16 protein-coding genes are annotated in these 18280 nt (G+C 64.8%); 10 read left to right on the top strand and 6 right to left on the bottom strand.

The window, feature by feature from the left end:
* Nucleotides 1–7 precede the first annotated feature (7 nt).
* Nucleotides 8–277, bottom strand: a complete 270-nt coding sequence (locus tag AC0L3A_RS27630; RefSeq protein ID WP_246648674.1) for a hypothetical protein — start codon at nucleotides 275–277, stop codon at nucleotides 8–10.
* A gap of 346 nt (nucleotides 278–623) precedes the next feature.
* On the opposite strand from AC0L3A_RS27630, the gene AC0L3A_RS27625 reads away from it, so the two are divergent.
* Together AC0L3A_RS27625 and AC0L3A_RS27620 are read left to right on the top strand one after the other, a co-directional pair.
* Nucleotides 624–788, top strand: coding sequence for a hypothetical protein (locus AC0L3A_RS27625; RefSeq protein ID WP_007599491.1), 165 nt, complete (start codon nucleotides 624–626; stop codon nucleotides 786–788).
* Nucleotides 785–994, top strand: a complete 210-nt coding sequence (locus AC0L3A_RS27620) for a hypothetical protein (protein WP_007599488.1) — start codon at nucleotides 785–787, stop codon at nucleotides 992–994. The genes AC0L3A_RS27625 and AC0L3A_RS27620 overlap by 4 nt, the downstream gene beginning before the upstream one ends.
* A gap of 91 nt (nucleotides 995–1085) precedes the next feature.
* On the opposite strand, the gene AC0L3A_RS27615 is transcribed toward AC0L3A_RS27620, so the two are convergent.
* Entirely contained in the window at nucleotides 1086–1379 is a 294-nt protein-coding gene (locus AC0L3A_RS27615; protein WP_007599485.1) for a hypothetical protein, read from the bottom strand.
* A gap of 124 nt (nucleotides 1380–1503) precedes the next feature.
* Complete coding sequence (locus AC0L3A_RS27610) at nucleotides 1504–1851, bottom strand: hypothetical protein (RefSeq protein ID WP_007599478.1); 348 nt, start codon at nucleotides 1849–1851, stop codon at nucleotides 1504–1506.
* 236 nt (nucleotides 1852–2087) lie between these two features.
* Here AC0L3A_RS27610 and AC0L3A_RS27605 point away from each other — a divergent pair, with 236 nt between their 5' ends.
* The 7 genes from AC0L3A_RS27605 to AC0L3A_RS27575 all read left to right on the top strand — a co-directional run bounded on the left by AC0L3A_RS27605 (nucleotide 2088) and on the right by AC0L3A_RS27575 (nucleotide 12790).
* Nucleotides 2088–2408 carry a hypothetical protein gene (locus tag AC0L3A_RS27605; RefSeq protein WP_007599476.1) on the top strand — a complete coding sequence of 107 codons (321 nt, stop codon included), beginning with the start codon at nucleotides 2088–2090 and terminating at the stop codon, nucleotides 2406–2408.
* 223 nt (nucleotides 2409–2631) lie between these two features.
* Nucleotides 2632–3357 carry an outer membrane protein gene (locus tag AC0L3A_RS27600; protein ID WP_007599475.1) on the top strand — a complete coding sequence of 242 codons (726 nt, stop codon included), beginning with the start codon at nucleotides 2632–2634 and terminating at the stop codon, nucleotides 3355–3357.
* Between the two features lie 164 nt (nucleotides 3358–3521).
* The gene (locus AC0L3A_RS27595; RefSeq protein WP_219681105.1) at nucleotides 3522–5675 is read left to right on the top strand and encodes a methyl-accepting chemotaxis protein; all 2154 of its coding nucleotides are present in this window, start codon (nucleotides 3522–3524) and stop codon (nucleotides 5673–5675) included.
* 94 nt (nucleotides 5676–5769) lie between these two features.
* Nucleotides 5770–6831, top strand: coding sequence for an MBL fold metallo-hydrolase (locus tag AC0L3A_RS27590; RefSeq protein ID WP_219681103.1), 1062 nt, complete (start codon nucleotides 5770–5772; stop codon nucleotides 6829–6831).
* 16 nt (nucleotides 6832–6847) lie between these two features.
* Nucleotides 6848–7465 carry a HEAT repeat domain-containing protein gene (locus AC0L3A_RS27585; protein WP_219681101.1) on the top strand — a complete coding sequence of 206 codons (618 nt, stop codon included), beginning with the start codon at nucleotides 6848–6850 and terminating at the stop codon, nucleotides 7463–7465.
* Nucleotides 7466–7655: 190 nt separating this feature from the next.
* Complete coding sequence (hemA, locus tag AC0L3A_RS27580; protein WP_018458160.1) at nucleotides 7656–8885, top strand: 5-aminolevulinate synthase; 1230 nt, start codon at nucleotides 7656–7658, stop codon at nucleotides 8883–8885.
* Between the two features lie 395 nt (nucleotides 8886–9280).
* Nucleotides 9281–12790, top strand: a complete 3510-nt coding sequence (locus AC0L3A_RS27575; protein ID WP_007599471.1) for a PAS domain-containing hybrid sensor histidine kinase/response regulator — start codon at nucleotides 9281–9283, stop codon at nucleotides 12788–12790.
* A 10-nt stretch (nucleotides 12791–12800) separates the two neighbouring features.
* On the opposite strand, the gene AC0L3A_RS27570 is transcribed toward AC0L3A_RS27575, so the two are convergent.
* From AC0L3A_RS27570 to AC0L3A_RS27560, 3 genes are all read right to left on the bottom strand, one after another.
* A complete protein-coding gene (locus AC0L3A_RS27570) occupies nucleotides 12801–13304 on the bottom strand; it encodes a cytochrome P460 family protein (protein WP_007599470.1) in 504 nt (167 codons plus the stop codon).
* Between the two features lie 121 nt (nucleotides 13305–13425).
* Nucleotides 13426–14457 carry an alpha/beta fold hydrolase gene (locus AC0L3A_RS27565; protein ID WP_007599467.1) on the bottom strand — a complete coding sequence of 344 codons (1032 nt, stop codon included), beginning with the start codon at nucleotides 14455–14457 and terminating at the stop codon, nucleotides 13426–13428.
* A 36-nt stretch (nucleotides 14458–14493) separates the two neighbouring features.
* A complete protein-coding gene (locus tag AC0L3A_RS27560; protein ID WP_007599465.1) occupies nucleotides 14494–14913 on the bottom strand; it encodes an organic hydroperoxide resistance protein in 420 nt (139 codons plus the stop codon).
* A gap of 199 nt (nucleotides 14914–15112) precedes the next feature.
* On the opposite strand from AC0L3A_RS27560, the gene AC0L3A_RS27555 reads away from it, so the two are divergent.
* The gene (locus tag AC0L3A_RS27555; RefSeq protein ID WP_473255475.1) at nucleotides 15113–17953 is read left to right on the top strand and encodes an ATP-binding protein; all 2841 of its coding nucleotides are present in this window, start codon (nucleotides 15113–15115) and stop codon (nucleotides 17951–17953) included.
* Nucleotides 17954–18280 lie beyond the last annotated feature (327 nt).

The following is an 18280-nucleotide window of genomic DNA, read 5'->3' as shown; positions in this document are numbered from 1 at the left end:
GCGATTTCTACTTCGGTCGGGGATTCGTGTTGTTCCAGGTGGGGACCGAGTTTGTTACGCCGACGGAGGGCTGGTTGGACGTTCCGACCGATGGCGCTGTCACGGTCCCGACGGTCTGCCCGGAACTTCCAATAGTCCCTTGCTGTACTGGTGCTCCGGAGCGTCCGCTCGTGCTGCTTGGTGTCCCCGTCCCCGACGTTTGTGCGTTGACGGCGAGTGGCGCTGCAGCCAATCCGAGAGCGATAAGTGCAGCAATGGAGCGTTTCGTTCTTGTCATGGCTGATCCTTTCGGGCGCGGTCTCTCAATCGCGATGCCGTTCGTCGAGGCACCCGTGCACTGAGTGACCTTACAACTCCACGCGCGACAAAATGTGCCGCAGTGCCATCATCCCGCGGGGCTCAACTCTTCATCACGATGCTGCGAAGCGGTCCCCGCCGAACAGATGCGCCGTGAGATCGGCGCATCGCTGAAGGTACCCCGCTCCCCCTCAGGAGCGGAATCCTCACGGGCTTTTTATCCCTCGTGACCGCCCGCACGGCTGCAAAGCCGAAGGCGACACCCCACATCCGGATGAAATGATTTCCATCATGTGATGATGGATTGAGAATCTATTGGAGACGACATGGGCCAGGTTATTGAGTTTGTCTCGAAATCCGAGCGCGAGCGCATTCGCCTCATCCAGGAAGCGCGCGCGATCTACGACAGCATCTTCCCGCCGGCTGATCCGGTGAGCGAACCATCAAGCGGAGCCTCCGCGCGTCGCAGCGACGGAGGCAACCTCGCGTGATCAAGATCATCGCCGTGCTCTGCAACCTCGCCTCTCCAGCGAACTGTCATGAGCAGACCGTCACCACATCCGATTTCGCCGACGTCTCGATGCAATCGTGCCTGATGGGTGCGCCGCAGCTTGCCGAATGGATGAACCAGCATCCGGCCGAGCGCCTCGCGGGATGGCGCTGCGTGATCGGCCAACAGGCCGGCCGGGGCGCCTGAGGGCGCATGCTCCCCTCTGGGGGCGTTGCGATCTTCACCTTGCGACCGGCCGCGCTGATCGACATCGGCTCTCGCCCAGAGCGTTCGCGTGCTATCGAACCGGCGGGTTGGTATTGCTCCAGGTCGGAACCGAGTTGGTGACGCCGACGGAAGGCCAATTATACGTGCCGATCGACGGCGCCGTGACCGTCCCCACCGTCTGTCCTGAGCTGCCGTAAGCCCTCGACGGCACGGCCATCGACCCTCCAACGCTGCCATAACTCGGGGCCGCCATAACGGAGCTGTAGTGTCTGGCGGACCTGTGCTTCTTCGCCTCGACAACGGAGGGGGCCGTAGCTAGGCCAACCGTGATAAGTGCGGCAATCGCGAATTTGATGCCTGTCATCGCTGATCCTTTCGTCGCCGTAGACCCCGTACGCCAAGTGTTCATTGTTCGGAAGAATTCCATAGCACTCCGTTCATAACTCCGTGCGCACACGAAGGTGCCGGAGCGCGGTCGCACGGCATGATCAGCGCCGCCGCGGACGACAGGCCTTGCGGTTGTGGCGCTCCTTGACGGTCGCGACCGAGTGCATCAGTTCCTTGAAGGCCGCGATTGCCTTGTCATCGCCGAATGCGCTGTCACCGAGCGCTTCCAGATGCTCAATGACCACGAGCAGCGCATCCGCGACCTGGCCGATCTGCTTGCCGTAACTGCCGACATCCGACAGTAGGTCCTTCTCGACATCGGGCGCCGAGGATTGGCCCACCGTGATGTTCACGAGACCGAACTGGCCGCCGGCCGGGCTGAAGAACGACGTGATCGGGTTGATGGACTGCACGACGTCCCCCGACAGAGGCAGCTTGAACACGGGCATGCGACTATTCTTTCCTTTGCTGAGCCCGGCGGGCGCGAGACTAGCACGCCCGCCCGCTACCGCGCCTCGCCTTCGGATGGACCCGAATCAGCGCTAAAGCGTTTTCGAGCGAAGTGGATGCCGGTTCGCGTGAAGAAAACGCGTCGAAACAAGGATCTAGAGCTTCGGTTCTGATTCAATCAGAACCGATAATGCTCTAGTGCATTCACCTCATCGACTTCGCGTATTGAGGCGATATGACCGGTCCCGAACTGAAGCAACTCCGCAACGATCTCTCGGACGTCCTCGAACGCAAGCTCACCGCGGCCGACATGGCCCGGCTTTGCGGATTGCCGGAGAAGGGCGGCGCCGACACCATCCGGCGCTGGGAAGTCAGCGGCCCGACACCGTCCGCGACCAAGGTGCTGCGCGTGCTCGCGATGGCGAGCGAGCGCTACCCGATCCTGGAGAAGTTCGACGTCTTCGATCGTCATGACGTGCGCGAGGAAGACCGGCCCGCAAAGCGCGCTGCATTCCGCGAACAGATGCGCGATGAGGCGCGGCGCCGTCTTGGTTAATGAGATGCGCGCGCAAGTTACACTGACAGCGCCGAGTTAAGCCTTCCTTCACCACTTCTTAAGCCGACATTAAGCACGAAAATCATTTACGGCCCAATACGTTAGGTTGGCTGCCGCTGTGCCACGGATGTGACAGCATTTTCGTCAAAAGCGAGCTATCTGCAAAATCAACGACGGCGCGGAAAGCGCGCCTGCCGGGGACCTAAGTGTTGGAGTTTGGACGATGAAGAAGATTCTGTTTGCGACCGTTGCGCTGCTCGTGCTGGGCGCTGCTGCGCCGGCAGTCGGTGCCGATCTCGGTAACCGCAATTACTATAAGGCGCCCGCGCCCGCTTATGCCGCGCCGATCTACAACTGGACCGGCTTCTACATCGGTGGCCATGTCGGCGGCGCGTTCTCCAGCGACAACAATTTCAGCGGCCTCTCCACCGGCAATAACGGCAACGGCCGTTTCCTCGGCGGCGTGCAGGCTGGTGCGGACTGGCAGTTCAACCCGAACTTCGTCGTCGGCGTCGAAGGCCAGTATTCCTGGCTCTCCGGCAGCGTCGGCGCGGTGTTCCCGGGCGGCGTCGCCTACACCAACGACCAGCGCGGTCTCGGCTCGATCACCGGCCGCGTCGGCTACACCTGGGGTCCGGGCCTGCTCTATGTGAAGGGCGGCTACGCCTACTCCGACAACAACGAGAAGGTCACTGTCGGCGGCGTGCCGGCGGCCTTCGTCATCACGGGCGATCACCGCAACGGCTACACCGTCGGCGCCGGCCTCGAATACATGTTCGCCCCGAACTGGTCGGCCAAGGCCGAGTACCAGTACTACAATTTCGGCGACGCGCACTTCACCGGTGGTCCGCTGGCGGGCACCGGCAACTTCACCACCGACGACCACACCATCAAGGCGGGCGTCAACTACCGCTTCAACTGGGCCAACTCGGCGGTCGCGCGCTACTGAACGGTTATCAAAACCTTATCATGATGAAGGGCCGGCATCGTTGCCGGCCCTTCTTTTTTCGCTGTGCGGAACGTGCGCAACCAATTGAGCGACTTGCGATTTTTTAACCTGGCCCGAGGATACTCCGCGGCGAAAACATAAAGATCACGCGTGGGGGAATTTCGATGGCGATCCGTCTGGGCCTTGGCCGTTTGCTTGGTCGTATCCGGCCCCGTTTCAAAATGCCGACATGGGGCGTGCGCGGCAGCCTGTTCACGGCCTTCGCGGTGATCGCGGGCATGGGCCTCGTGATTGCAGCCGGCGCCGGCTTCGTCTTCCACCATCTCGGCAGCACCATGATGGACCTGAGCGGCCGCGACATCCCGCGCCTTTCCGCCAGCCTTCAACTCGCATCGCAAAGCGCAACGCTCGCGGCGCAGGGGCCGGGCCTCCTGGCGTCGCCGTCCGACGAGGCGCTGAACGAACGCACCAAGAAGGTGCAGGAGATCCAGCAGCTTGCCATGGCCAAGCTTGGCGAGATCATCGAACTCGGCGCCGACAAGCAGATCGCAACCGCATTGCGCGACACCGCCAAGAGCATCGACGAGGCGACCCAGAGCCTGGTGTCGGCCGCGCGCGAGCGGCTCGATGCCGGCGCGCTGCATGACAAGCAATATGAAGCGCTCCGCAAGGCGCAGCTCACCTTCGTCGGTGCGGCCGGTCCTGCCATGCTGGATGCGCAAACGCGCCTGAACGCGATCCTCGGCGCGGCGGAAGTTTCCGCCGACGATGCCACCGAAGCCGCCCGCACTGTCTCCCAGGTCGCGACCATCTCCGCCAACGGCAATCTGATGGCCGCCGACATGATGGCGGCGCTGTCGGCCAACAACAGCGATACGCTGGAGGCGATCGAGAAAGAGTTCAAGGCGACGCGCGACCGCGTCAAGTCGAACCTCGAGGACCTGCCGAACATTGCCTCGATGCAAGCGGTGCGCGATACCGTGCAAAAGCTGTTCGCCTTCGGCGAAGGCAAGTCCGGCGTGTTCAAGATCCGCCAGAAGGAGCTCGACGCCATCGATTACGGCCAGACCATTTTGGACGAGGCCCGCAAGCTCAATGTCGGCCTCGGCATCAGCGTGCAGCAGCTGGTCGAGGGTGTGCAGAAGGAGACCAATGCGTCGACCTTCCAGGCGCGGCAGGAGATCTCGCTCGCGACCACCGCGATGCTGGCACTCGGCGCACTGACGCTGGTCGGCTCGGCGCTGTTCGTCTGGCTCTATGTCGGCCGCAACATCCTGCGCCGCATTCGCGAGCTTCAACGCGCCATGCAGTTGCTCTCGGCCGGCGATCTCGACACCGAGATCGTCCGCTCCCGGCAGAACGACGAGATCGGCGCGATGAAGGAAACGCTGACGGTGTTCCGCGACAGCATGATCGAAGCCCGGGCGCTTGCGAGCGAGCAGGACAGGGATCGCGTCGCCAAGGCCGAGCGTGCGGCGCAGATGGAGGCGAAGATTGCAGAATTCGAGGGCGCGGTCCGCTCCGCACTCGACAATCTCGCGCAGTCGGCCAATTCGATGCAATCGACCGCTCAGAGCATGTCGAACACGGCAGACCAGTCCAACGCGCTGGTGAACGCGGTTGCCTCCGCAGCCGAAGAGACCTCGGTCAACGTGCAGACCGTATCGTCAGGCACGGAGCAGCTGTCGTCTTCGATCGAGGAGATCAGCAAGCAGGTCGTCACCTCGGCCGCGATCGCCAGGAAAGCGGTCGACGAAGCCGGCGCGACCGACGCCACGGTGCAAAGCCTCGCCGACAGCGCGAGCCGCATCAGCGTGGTGGTCGACCTGATCCAGACGATTGCCTCGCAGACCAATCTGCTGGCGCTCAACGCCACCATCGAGGCGGCGCGCGCGGGTGAAGCCGGCCGCGGCTTCGCGGTGGTCGCCTCCGAGGTGAAGAGCCTCGCGAGCCAGACCGCCAAGGCAACGGAGGAGATCCGCAGCCAGATCGCCAGCATGCAGTCGGTGACGACTTCGGCAGTCGGCGCCATCCAGGGCATCGGCCGGATCATCGGCGAGATCAACGACGTCACCACGACGATCGCCGCCGCGGTCGAGGAACAGGGCGCGGCGACACGCGAGATCGCCCGCAACATCCAGCATGCGGCCGGTGGCACCAGCGAGGTCTCCAGCAACATCGTCGGCGTCTCCACGGCTTCGGCGGAAGCCGGTGCAGCGGCGAACGAAGTGCTCGGCGCCTCCGACGCGCTCCGCCGCGAAGCCGACATGCTGCGCGGAGAGATCGACGCGTTCCTCAACAACATGCGGGCGGCGTAAGCCGCCGTTCCGCAACCCGGAATGACCGCTATGCGGGCGCGCCAGCGTCCTTTTTCGGCTGGCGCGCCGCGGCGAGCGGGTTTAAGCCGGTAGCATGAACGCAAAGACCGATACCGTGCAGTCCTCCGCCGACGCCCTGCGCTATCCCTGGGAACAGCATCCCGGCCCCGAAGAGGTCGTCGAGGTGAAGCCCGGCGTGTTGTGGGTGCGGCTGAAGCTGCCGTTCCGCCTCAACCATGTGAACATCTATCTGCTCGCCGATGGCGACGGCTACGCCATGATCGATGCCGGCTTCGGCAATGAGGAGACGATCGAAGCCTGGACGAAGCTGTTCGACGGACCACTGAAGGGCGTCAACATCACGCGCCTGATCGTGACCCATTCCCATCCCGATCATGTCGGTCTGGCCGGGTGGATCGTCGAGCGATTCAACTGCCCGCTGGTGATGTCTCAGGTCGAATATCTGCAATCGGTCTATCACCAGAACCGCGGCACCGAGGAGCGGAAGGAGGCGCAGCGGCTGTTCTTCCGCCGCCACGGCATGGACGAGTCGCTCACGGAAAAGCTGCTCGGCCGCGGCCAGGACTATCTCAAGCGCGTCTCGGTGTTGCCGCCGTCCTACCGCCGCATCTCGCATGGCGAGGACGTCGTGATCGGCACGCGCCGCTTCAAGGTGATCACCGGCGGCGGTCACGCGCTCGACCAGGTGATGCTGTATTGCGCCGACGACAAGCTGTTCCTCTCGGCCGACCAGGTGCTGAGCAAGATCTCGCCGAACGTCAGCGTGTGGGCGGTCGAACCCGACCAGAACTCGCTCGGCGAATATCTGGCCTCGCTCGCCAGCCTCACCACGACGCTGCCCTATGACGTGCTGGTGCTGCCCGGCCACGGCGTGCCGTTCTACGGGCTGAAGACCCGCATCAAGCAGCTCGCCGATCACCACGAGGAGCGCTGCCGCCTGATCGCGGAAGCCTGCCGCGAGGTGCCGCAGACCTCGCGCGCCTTGGTGCCCGTGGTGTTCAACAAGCACGTGCTGGACGAACACCAGATGGGTTTCGCCGCCGGCGAACTGGTCGCCCACGTCAACTACATGATCGTGGAAGGCCGGCTGACGGCGGAAATGAAAGACGGCGTGTTGCAGTTCAGGACGACCTGAGTTTCAGGGGCCGCCGATGACCCATGAGGCCATCCGCAACCTGCTCGCACGGGACGACGACGAAGCGCTGGGCGAGCTTCGGACACTGTCAACGGCGAGCGATGCCTTTGTACGGCGAACCGCAATCGAGGTCATCGGACAACACAAGCGGGGGCATGAACTCCGCACGATTATTACCACTGCGTTTTCCGACACGTCAGACTACGTCAGGCGCACCGCCTGCGGCATCGTCGAGCAATGGAAGCTTGCCGAAGCTCATGATCTCGTGCTGCCCCTTCTGAGGGCGCCCGAAGCATCGACGCGGGAGTGCGCGCTTCGCGCCCTTGCGGAAATCTGGCATGAGGCGGATTTCCATTCGACCTTTGATCTCTACAGGCGCGATCCGGAAATCGGAGTTCGGAAGGAAGCCGCGCGGACCTTACGGCGAGGCGCCGCCGCGGGCAATTGGCGGCTGCTGTTCGATGCATTTTCCAGGGATGAGCTTCCGCGGCATCGATTGTGGGCCTGCGAGATCGCCGAGACTTTCGGCGATCCGGACGTCCTACCCGCGCTGACCCCGCTGCTGAACGATGACGACGGACATGTGCGCAAGTCCGCCGCGCACGCCCATCAGGCGATCGGGGCGCGCAGATAGCCCGGGCGCAATGGTGCAGAGCAACATTACGTCTCGCGCGAACTTGATCCGGATCAAGTTTCAAATCGCACGATAGGGCATTTTGCCCAAATGCCCCGCAGGTCCAAATGTGGGATAGCGCATAGACATTGGAGCTGGAAAAGCTCTAAGGATATGCGGGTCTTTGGTCGGTTCCGCTGCAGGTTTGACGATGGATTACGCCCAGTTCTTCAATTCCGCCCTTGATCGTCTCCACACCGAGCGGCGCTACCGCGTGTTCGCCGATCTCGAGCGCATTGCCGGCCGGTTCCCGCATGCGCTCTGGCATTCGCCCAAGGGCAAGCGCGACGTCGTGATCTGGTGCTCCAACGATTATCTCGGCATGGGCCAGCACCCGAAGGTGGTGGGCGCGATGGTCGAGACCGCGACCCGGGTCGGCACCGGCGCAGGTGGCACCCGCAACATCGCCGGCACGCATCATCCGCTGGTGCAGCTCGAGGCCGAGCTCGCCGATCTCCACGGCAAGGAAGCCTCGCTGCTCTTCACGTCCGGCTACGTCTCGAACCAGACCGGCATCGCGACCATCGCAAAGCTCATTCCGAACTGCCTGATCCTGTCGGACGAGCTCAACCACAATTCGATGATCGAGGGCATCCGCCAGTCCGGCTGCGAGCGGGTCGTGTTCCGCCACAACGACCTCGCCGATCTCGAAGCGCTGTTGAAGGCCGCCGGCCCGAGCCGGCCCAAGCTGATCGCCTGCGAGAGCCTTTATTCGATGGACGGCGACATCGCCCCGCTCGCCAAGATCTGCGACCTCGCCGAGAAGTACGGCGCGATGACCTATGTGGACGAGGTCCACGCCGTCGGCATGTACGGCCCGCGCGGCGGCGGCATCGCCGAGCGCGACGGCGTGATGCATCGCATCGACATTCTCGAAGGCACGCTCGCCAAGGCGTTCGGCTGCCTCGGCGGCTACATCGCCGCCAACGGCCAGATCATCGACGCCGTGCGCTCCTATGCGCCAGGCTTCATCTTCACCACCGCGCTGCCGCCGGCGATCTGCTCGGCCGCGACCGCGGCGATCAAGCATCTGAAGACGTCGAGCTGGGAGCGCGAGCGTCACCAGGATCGCGCCGCCCGGGTCAAGGCGATCCTCAACGCCGCCGGCCTGCCGGTGATGTCGAGCGACACCCACATCGTCCCGCTGTTCATCGGCGATGCCGAGAAGTGCAAGCAGGCTTCCGACCTCTTGCTCGAACAGCACGGCATCTACATCCAGCCGATCAACTATCCGACGGTCGCCAAGGGCTCCGAACGCCTGCGCATCACGCCCTCGCCCTATCACGACGATGGCCTGATCGATCAGCTCGCCGAAGCCCTGCTGCAAGTGTGGGACCGCCTGGGTCTGCCGCTTCGCGAGAAGTCGCTGGCGGCGGAGTAGGCTTCTTCGCCTTCTCTTCGATCTAAGTTTCACCGTCCCCGGAGCTACCCCCCTCCCCACCCTCCCCCACAAGGGGGGAGGGAGCGAGAGAGTTGCGGCTCCTTACATCGGGTAGCCGCACAGCGTAACGGTCGGTCTCGAATTCTTGCGACGCGGACGCTCTCTCCGTTCCCTCCCCCCTTGTGGGGGAGGGTCAGGGAGGGGGGTACCGCGCGGGGACTCTCTCGGTGAGCCCGAGGCAGCGCAGCTTTGGGGCAGCGCACCGCTTAACGACAACCCCGGTTCCCGCGCCCGCGCGGCATTTCGCTGTCGCCTCCACCCGCCCAACGCGCTAGATTTACAGGGAAAATGAGATCGGGCGCGGCCAGCGCGCCCCCGGGAGAAGCACGCTCGCCATGCTGCACGATTGGGGCGTGATCGCCGCCGCCTTCGGCTATATCGGCTTTCTGTTCCTGGTGGCGAGCCATGGCGACCGCCGCTCGCGGGCCGGGCGCGGCCGCGCCTCGGGGCTGATCTATCCGCTGTCGCTGGCGATCTACTGCACCTCCTGGACCTTCTTCGGCTCGGTCGGCTTCGCCACCCGCACCTCCACCGACTTCCTCGCGATCTATGTCGGCCCGGTCCTGATGATCGGGCTCGGCGCCGGCGTCCTCCGCCGCGTGATCCAACTCGCGAAAGCCCACAACATCACCTCGATCGCCGATTTCATCGGCGCGCGCTATGGCAAGAGCCAGGCGGTGGCGGCAACTGTCGCACTGATCGCGATCATCGGCTCGGTGCCCTACATCGCGCTGCAGCTCAAGGCGGTGGCCTCCTCGCTCGAAACCATCCTGAGCGAAGACCAGGCCTTCTCCCACATCCCGATCGTCGGCGACGTGGCGCTGATGGTGACGCTGGCGATGGCGGCCTTCGCGGTGCTGTTCGGCACGCGGCAGACGGACGCCACCGAGCACCAGCACGGCCTGATGCTGGCGGTCGCAACCGAATCCATCATCAAGCTGGTCGCCTTCCTCGCCGCGGGCATCTTCGTCACGTTCTGGATGTTCTCGCCGCACGAACTGATCGAGCGCGCGATGAAGACACCGGAGGCGGTGCGCGTCATCAACTATTCGCCGTCGATCGGCAACTTCCTGACCATGACGCTGCTGTCGCTCTGCGCGATCATGCTACTGCCGCGCCAGTTCCACGTCAGCGTCGTCGAGAATTCCTCGGATGCCGAGGTCGGCCGCGCGCGTTGGCTGTTTCCGCTCTATCTTATCGCCATCAATCTGTTCGTGATCCCGATCGCGTTCGCCGGCCTCGTCAGCTTCCCGTTCGGCGCCGCCGATCCTGATATGTACGTGCTGGCACTGCCGATGGAGGGCGGTGCGGATCTGCTCAGCGTCGCCGTCTTCGTCGGCGGGCTGTCGGCGGCGACCGCGATGGTGATCGTCGAATGCGTCGCGCTCTCCATCATGGTTTCGAACGACCTCGTGGTGCCCCTGGTGCTGCAACGACGGCCCGAGGGGCGCACCGGCGGCGCCGATTTCAGCGACTTCCTGTTGCGCTCGCGCCGGCTCGCGATCTTCGCCATCATGGTGATGGCCTATTTCTACTACCGCGCGCTCGGCAACACCCAGCTCGCGGCGATCGGCCTACTGTCTTTTGCCGCCATCGCCCAGCTTGCACCAAGCTTCTTCGGCGGGCTGCTGTGGCGGCGCGCGACCGCGCGCGGCGCGATCGGCGGCATGCTGGTCGGGTTCGCGGTGTGGCTCTACACGCTGTTCATCCCGAGCTTCATGGATACTTCGACGGCGGGGATCCTGCTGCTCCAGCACGGCCCGTTCGGGATCGAGGCGCTGCGGCCGCAGGCGCTGTTCGGCGCCGATTTGCCGCCGCTGATGCACGGCGTCGTCTGGTCGCTGTCGCTCAACATCCTCACCTATGTGCTGCTGTCGCTGGCGCGCCGGCCGTCTTCGATCGAGCTGGTCCAGGCCGATCTGTTCGTCCCCAACACGCTCGCGCCGATTTCCCCGAATTTCCGGCGCTGGCGGACCACCGTCACGGTGCAGGACATCCAGACCACGGTGGCGCAATATCTCGGGCCTGACCGCGCGCGGCATTCGTTCGAGGCATTCTCCGCGCGGCGCAATGTGCGGCTGGAGTCCGGGGCACCCGCCGATTTCGAGCTGCTGCAGCACGCCGAGCACCTGATCGCCTCCTCGATCGGCGCGGCCTCCTCGCGTCTGGTGATGTCGCTGCTGTTGCGCAAGCGGACGGTCTCCGCCAAGGCTGCGCTGAAACTGCTCGACGATTCCCATGCGGCGCTGCATTTCAACCGCGAGATCCTCCAGACCGCGCTCAACCATGTGCGCCAGGGCATCGCGGTGTTCGATGCCGATCTGCAACTGATCTGCTCCAACCGGCAGTTCGGCGATCTCCTCAACGTTCCTCCGCATTTCATCCAGTTCGGCACGCCCTTGCGTGAAATCCTGGAATTCATGGGCGTGAGCGAGCCGGCCGACCCGATCGAGCGCGAGGCCATGCTGGAGCGCCGGCTGGTGGCCTACACCACAGACGGCGAGCCTTATCTCGAGCGCCTGCCCGACCGCCACATGGTGATCGAGATCTTGACCAACCGCATGCCCGGCGGCGGCTTCGTCATTACCTTCACCGACGTCACGCCCACGTTCGAGGCGGCCGAAGCGCTGGAGCGCGCCAATGCGACGCTGGAAAAGCGGGTGCGCGACCGCACCGAGGAGCTGACCCGGCTGAATTCCGAGCTGGCGCTGGCCAAGAGCGCGGCCGAAGACGCCAGCATCTCCAAGACGCGCTTTCTCGCCGCCGCCAGCCACGACATTCTCCAGCCGCTGAACGCGGCGCGGCTCTATGTCACGAGTCTGGTCGAGCGTCAGCACAGCGGCGAGGAGACGCGACTGGTCGAGAACATCGACGAATCGCTCCAGGCGATCGAGGAGATCCTCGGCGCGCTGCTCGACATCTCCAGGCTCGACGCCGGCGCGATGACGACCTCGATCTCGAGCTTCAAGATGGCCGACCTGATGCGCTCGCTGGAGATCGAGTTCGCGCCGATCGCGCGCGCCAAGAATCTGGCGCTCGTCTTCGTGCCGTGCTCGCTGCCGGTGGAGTCGGATCGTCTCCTGCTGCGGCGGCTGCTGCAGAACCTGATCTCCAACGCCATCAAATATACCCCGCGCGGGCGCGTGCTGGTCGGCTGCCGCCGCCGCGGCGCCACGCTGAAGATCTGCGTCTACGACACCGGCGTCGGCATCCCGGCGGTCAAGCGCGGCGAGATCTTCAAGGAATTCCACCGCCTCGAGCAGGGCGCGCGAATTGCCCGCGGCCTCGGCCTGGGCCTGTCGATCGTCGAGCGGTTGGCACGCGTGCTCAAGCACGACATCGCCATCGATTCCAATGTCGGCGGCGGCTCGGTATTTTCCGTGACGGTGCCGACGGCAAAGGCGATCACCCACACCGCGGCCGTGACCAGTGCGACGCCGCTCGCACGCACCTCGATCTCGGGGACCCTGATCGTCTGCATCGAGAACGACGCCGCGATCCTCGACGGCATGCGCACGCTGCTGAAGGCCTGGGACGCCGAAGTGATCGCGGTCGCCGATCCCGAGGGCGCGATCGCCGCGATCGAAACTGCCGGCCGCCGCGTGACCGGCCTGCTGGTCGATTACCACCTCGACCGCGGCAACGGCATCGCGGCGATCCGCGACATCCGCCGCCGCTTCGGTGACGGCATCCCCGCGATCCTGATCACCGCCGACCGCAGCCCCGCCGTGCAAATGGCTGCGCGCGACGAAAAGGTCGCGGTGCTCAACAAGCCGGTCAAGCCGGCTTCGCTGCGCGCCCTGCTCGGCCAGTGGCGCACGCAGCAGATGGTGGCGGCGGAGTGAACTTCCGCACTCAAGGTGCAAGCCTCGTAAACACGTAGTCGCGGCTCTTCACACGAGCTTCGTGGCAGGCGAAGCAGGTGCGATGCTGGGCCTCGTCGACCGGCTTGCCGTTGACGAAGCGACCAAATCCCCAGCCGCCGGTCGAGGCATATTTTCTGGAATCCTTCACCATCACCTGGACGGTGGTGGCCTCACCGGGAATCGTCGCGGACGCAAATTCGGGCGATTGCTTCCGCTTCCAGGCGCGCTTGACCAGAATTGTCCCGTCCGGGAACGGAAGCTTGCCGCCTTGATAGGCATCGATCGCGGTCCTGTTGCCGACCACGGCACGCAGCTCGTCCAGGGGAGCCGCCTCCTCCGCCGGCGCGATCAGCTCCCACTGCTTGTAGCCCTCCGGGACGGTGACGCCGAAGATCGGCGAGGCATCGCCCTCGCCCTGCGCGAAAGCGATTGTGACCAGATACGGCACGCAGGTCAGGACAACGACGAGGAGGAGCACGGCCAGCACGATCATCGCCGTAGAGGATTGAAATTTTGACTTTTCAGATTTCATTGTCGTCATGACGCTTTGTTGAACTGCGATCGCAAGTCAGGCCTCGGTCCAGCATTGCCGGACCGAGGTGCTGTCAAACTCCTCAGGCACCGCCGTCGGCGTCGATGACGGCTTTGGCAAAGGCTTCCGGAGCCTCCTGGGGCAGATTGTGGCCGATGCCACCGGTGATCAGGCGATAGTCGTACCGGCCGGAGAACTTCTTGGCATAGGCGCTTGGATCTGGATGCGGCGCGCCGTTGGCGTCGCCTTCCATCGTGATCGTCGGCACGCTGATCACCGGAGCTGCCGCCAGCTTCTTTTCGAGCTCCTCGTACTTCGCTTCGCCTTGGGCGAGCCCGAGCCGCCAGCGGTAATTATGGATCGTGATCGCGACGTGATCCTTGTTGTCCAGCGCCGCCGCGCTGCGGTCGAAGGTGGCGTCGTCGAACTTCCACCGCGGCGAGGCCAGCTTCCAGATCAGTTTTGCGAAATCATGCGTGTACTTCTCGTATCCCGCGCGGCCGCGCTCGGTCGCGAAATAGAACTGGTACCACCATTGCAGCTCGGCCGACGGCGGCAAGGGCGCGCTGCCCGCCGCCTGGCTGCCGATCAGATAGCCGCTGACCGAGACCAGCGCGCGGCAGCGCTCCGGCCACAGCGCAGCAAGGATGTCGGCGGTGCGTGCGCCCCAGTCGAATCCGGCGACCACCGCCTTCTTGATCTCGAGCTTGTCCATCAGCGCGATGATGTCGGCGGCCATTGCGGCCGGCTCGCCGTTGCGCGGCGTCTCGGCGGAGAGGAAGTGGGTCGAGCCGTAGCCGCGCAGATAAGGGATGATGACGCGATAGCCGGCCTTTGCCAGGATCGGCGCGACGTCGACGAAGGCGTGAATGTCGTAGGGCCAGCCGTGCAGCAGGATCGCAACCGGACCGTCCGCAGGACCGGCCTCCGCGTAGCCGACGTTGAGGACGCCGGCATCGATCTGCTTGATCGCGCCGAACGACGCGTTCGATGCGGAGGCGCGCGGCGCTTCGGTTTCGGCGCGGGCGAGGCCGATCACGCCAAGGCCGGCGGCGACGGTTCCCGCGGCGATTCCAAAGAACTGGCGGCGGTGCTGATCGATGATCTGTTTCATGATGGTGCTACCTTTCTGATGGTTGGTGGTGTTGCGTCAGATCAGCGCGACCGAGACGTCGATGTTGCCGCGGACAGCTTTGGAATAGGGGCAAGTCTGGTGCGCTTCGTCGACGAGGCCGCGCGCGATCTCGCGATCGAGGCCGGGCAGGCTGATGTCGAGGCGTGCCCTGAGCGAATAAGCGCCCTCGTGGAGCACGAGGTCGATCTCCGCATCGATCGCGCATTTCCTGGGGAGCTCGATCTTCCGCTTGCGGGCGGCGATCTCCATCGCGCCCTCGAAGCAGGCCGACCAGCCGGCCGCGAACAATTGTTCGGGATTGGTGCCGATGCCGGTGCCGCCCGGCGGCGATAGCTTGACATCCAGGCGGCCGTCGGAACTGCGCGATATGCCGTCATGTCGCCCGCCGCTGGTACGGGTCCGGGCCGTGTAGAGCAGTTTCGCCGCTTGGGTCATGAAGGTCTCCTTGCCGTCGCACAACTGACTAGCAGCGGCTGCCGCGACACACCCGTTGGGAGTTGTGAGAACTTGTGAGGTCTCGGCGCGCGCGCCTCACAAGGCCTGCATTCGCAGTCTGATCGCGACGCGCGGGACGGTCTTGCCGGATTGCGATCATGTGGCTATCCGATCCGCTCGAAGGGATCAGGATTCCGCCATGACCGAGCCGGCCGGCACCGCAACGGGAACCCTCTCGTTTGGGCCATTCACCGTGACGCCAAATGAAAGACTTGTGACGCGCGACGGCGTCGCGCTGCCGCTCGGCGCAAAGGCCTTCGACACGCTGCTCGCACTGATGTCGCGGCCGAACCAGGTCGTCAGCAAGTATGATCTGATGGCGCTGGTGTGGCCCGGCATGACGGTCGAGGACGCCAATCTGCGCTTTCACGTCGCGGCGCTTCGCAAGGCCCTTGGCGACGGCAAGAACGGAGCCCGCTACATCACCACACTCTCCGGCCGCGGCTATTGCTTCGTGGCGCCGATCTCGCAGGTGAATATCCCGGCGGAAGGGCGCACCGTAGCGCGAACGGAATTGCCGCCCGTCAAACTGCCGAACCGGCTGCAACGGATGGTCGGGCGCGACGATGCGGTCGCCGCCGTCTCGGACAGGCTCATCGCCTCGCGCTTCGTCACGATTGCCGGCCCGGGCGGTGTCGGCAAGACCGCCGTTGCCGTGGCCATCGCTCACGACCTGCTCGCGACATTTTCCGACGCCGCACATTTCGTCGATCTTGCCGCGCTGAGCGATCCCGATCTCGTGATCACCTCGATCCTGCTGATGCTGGGCTTGCCGGCGCAAACCGAGGATCCTCTGCCTGCGCTGCTCGCGCATCTCAGGGACAAGCGGATGCTGCTGATCCTCGACAATTGCGAGCACGTCATCGCCACGGCGGCGCCGCTGGCCGCCGACATCTTCCACGCCGCACCGCATGTCCATATCCTGGCGACGAGCCGCGAAGCCCTGCGGGTCGAGGGCGAGCAGGTCTATCGCTTGGCGCCGCTCGCCGTTCCGCCCGACAATCCTGGGCTGACGGCGGCCGCGGCGCAGACTTATCCCGCGCTTCAACTCTTCCTCGAACGTGCCACGGCCGGCGGCGCGCAGATCGCGCTCGACGATGTCAATGCCGCGATCGTCGCCGGGATCTGCCGCAAGCTCGACGGCATGGCGCTGGCGATCGAACTCGCCGCCGGCCGCGTCGAAGCCTACGGCCTGGAGCAGACCGCAGCACTGCTCGACGAGCGCCTCAATCTGCTCTGGCAGGGCCAGCGCACGGCGCCGCCGCGACAGAAGACGTTGCAGGCGACGCTGGCATGGAGCTACGGGCTCTTGTCCGACATCGAACGCCTCGTGCTGCGCAGGCTCGCGGTTTTCGCCGGTCACTTCACCATCGACGCCGCACTCGAGATCGTGCCGGACGAACGTGTCGACCGCTCCCGCCTGTTCGACGCCATCGACGGCCTGGTGGCCAAGTCGATGGTCGCGGCGCGGCCGGTCGGCGCCATGATGCGTTACCGTCTGCTCGACACGACGCGCGCCTATCTGCTCGAGATCGAGCCTGATGACGCGGCGCTCGCCGCCCGGCACGCGACCTATTACCGGCAATGGCTGGAGCAGGCCGGCACGACGTGGGCCACGGTGCCGAGCGCCGACGAGCGCGCGGTCCACTTTTCCGCGCTTCACAACGTGCGCGCGGCGCTGGACTGGTGTTTTGGCACGGACGGCGATGCCAGCATCGGCATTGCACTGGCCGCAGCTGCAGCGCCAATTTTTCTCGCGATGTCGTTGCTGGTCGAGTGCCGGCGCTGGTCTGAACGGGCGCTGCTTGCGATCGATCCCTTCTCGCGCGGCGGCGCCGAGGAAATGCACATCCAGGCCGCGCTCGGACTGACCTTGATGTTCACGCGCGGCGGCAGCGAAGCGGCGCGTGCCGCCTTGAGCCGAAGCCTTGCGATCGCCGAGGCGCGCGGCGACGCGCCGAACCAGCTCCAGCTGCTCGGGCGCATGCATATCTTCCACGAGCGGATGGGACAGTTCGACGCCGCGCTCGGCTATGCGCAGCAAAGCCTTACGGTCGCCGGGACACTCGGCGATGCCGCCTCCCTCGCCCTCGCCCATTCGCTCCTCGGTGTCTCCTTGCATCTTGCCGGCGAGCACCGCGACGCGCTGACGATGCTGGAGGCCGCCTGGCATGGGCCGGGCACGGAACGGATCAGCACCGTCTATGGCTTCGATCACCGCAACCGGGCCGGCATCTCGCTCGCGCGCGAGTTCTGGTTGCAGGGCCGCCCCGCGGATGCGCTGCAACTGGCCCGACAGACGGTCGTCGAGGCCGCGCAGATGGACCATCCGATCACGCTCTGCATTGCGTTGATCTGGGCGGTCTCGATCGATCTCTGGAGCGGAGACCTCGATGCCGCGGAAGAGAACATCGACCGCTTCATCGCCCATGCCGAATCGCGGTCCATGGGCCCCTATCTTGCGGTCGGCCGCGGCGTCAAAGGCGAACTGGCGATCCGGCGCGGCCATGCCGCCGAAGGCGTCGAGACGATCGGGACGTGTCTGCGTGAGCTCCACGATGCCGGCTACGAGCTGCTCACCACGACGTTCAACATCGCGCTTGTTCAGGGCTTGATGGCGCTTGGGCAGATCGAGCGGAGTGCGGGCCTGATCGACGATGCGATCCGCCTCGTCGAGCAAAGCGGCGATCATCTGTACATGCCCGAGCTGCTGCGCATGAAGGGAAGGGTTCTCTTGGCGAGGCCCCAGCCCGACGCTGATCAGGCAGAAGCCCACTTCGTCCAATCACTGGAATTGAGTCGTCGCAAAGGCGCCAAAGCCTGGGAGCTGCGGGCCGCGATCGATCTCGCGGGGCTCCTTGCCGAACGCGGCCGGCGCGAGGAAGCGAAGCGATGGCTTCAATTGGCGTATGAAGGCTTCGCCCAGGGCTCAGAGACAGCCGATATCCGGGCCGCCGACAAGTTGTTGCAAACATTGTGACGCGGACTCGGTGCAGCTCGTGTCCTGGGCGCGCTGCAACGCTCTTGCGTTGCTGCGCAGAGCCGGGACCCAGCAGTGACATGATACAGTGCGGCGAGATGGGCCCCGGCTCTGCAGCGCATCGTCGAAGGGACGCTGCGCTGCGTCCGGGGCACGAGAGCGGAGTATGTCGCACGTTCTCTCCACATCGTCATTGCGAGCGCAGCGAAGCAGTCCAGAATCCCTCTGCGGAAAGACACTGGATTGCTTAGCTGCGCTCGCAATGACGGAGCAAGGGGCAGCATCGTCATCCTCCAATGCAGATTCAACTTGCAGACACACCTTCGC

This window comes from Bradyrhizobium sp. MI1.3 (assembly GCF_055811695.1).
Note: the sequence above shows the minus strand (reverse complement) of the source record. Positions and strands in the feature narration are given on the sequence as shown.

Bases quoted from the DNA above. Each gene is read 5' to 3' on its own strand.
- AC0L3A_RS27630 (WP_246648674.1), bottom strand. From the start codon at position 277: ATGACAAGAACGAAACGCTCCATTGCTGCACTTATCGCTCTCGGATTG.
- AC0L3A_RS27605 (WP_007599476.1), top strand. From the start codon at position 2,088: ATGACCGGTCCCGAACTGAAGCAACTCCGCAACGATCTCTCGGACGTC.
- AC0L3A_RS27600 (WP_007599475.1), top strand. From the start codon at position 2,632: ATGAAGAAGATTCTGTTTGCGACCGTTGCGCTGCTCGTGCTGGGCGCT.
- AC0L3A_RS27610 (WP_007599478.1), bottom strand. From the start codon at position 1,851: ATGCCCGTGTTCAAGCTGCCTCTGTCGGGGGACGTCGTGCAGTCCATC.
- AC0L3A_RS27625 (WP_007599491.1), top strand. From the start codon at position 624: ATGGGCCAGGTTATTGAGTTTGTCTCGAAATCCGAGCGCGAGCGCATT.
- AC0L3A_RS27555 (WP_473255475.1), top strand. From the start codon at position 15,113: ATGACCGAGCCGGCCGGCACCGCAACGGGAACCCTCTCGTTTGGGCCA.
- AC0L3A_RS27585 (WP_219681101.1), top strand. From the start codon at position 6,848: ATGACCCATGAGGCCATCCGCAACCTGCTCGCACGGGACGACGACGAA.
- AC0L3A_RS27590 (WP_219681103.1), top strand. From the start codon at position 5,770: ATGAACGCAAAGACCGATACCGTGCAGTCCTCCGCCGACGCCCTGCGC.
- AC0L3A_RS27565 (WP_007599467.1), bottom strand. From the start codon at position 14,457: ATGAAACAGATCATCGATCAGCACCGCCGCCAGTTCTTTGGAATCGCC.
- AC0L3A_RS27575 (WP_007599471.1), top strand. From the start codon at position 9,281: ATGCTGCACGATTGGGGCGTGATCGCCGCCGCCTTCGGCTATATCGGC.
- hemA (WP_018458160.1), top strand. From the start codon at position 7,656: ATGGATTACGCCCAGTTCTTCAATTCCGCCCTTGATCGTCTCCACACC.
- AC0L3A_RS27615 (WP_007599485.1), bottom strand. From the start codon at position 1,379: ATGACAGGCATCAAATTCGCGATTGCCGCACTTATCACGGTTGGCCTA.
- AC0L3A_RS27560 (WP_007599465.1), bottom strand. From the start codon at position 14,913: ATGACCCAAGCGGCGAAACTGCTCTACACGGCCCGGACCCGTACCAGC.
- AC0L3A_RS27570 (WP_007599470.1), bottom strand. From the start codon at position 13,304: ATGATCGTGCTGGCCGTGCTCCTCCTCGTCGTTGTCCTGACCTGCGTG.
- AC0L3A_RS27595 (WP_219681105.1), top strand. From the start codon at position 3,522: ATGGCGATCCGTCTGGGCCTTGGCCGTTTGCTTGGTCGTATCCGGCCC.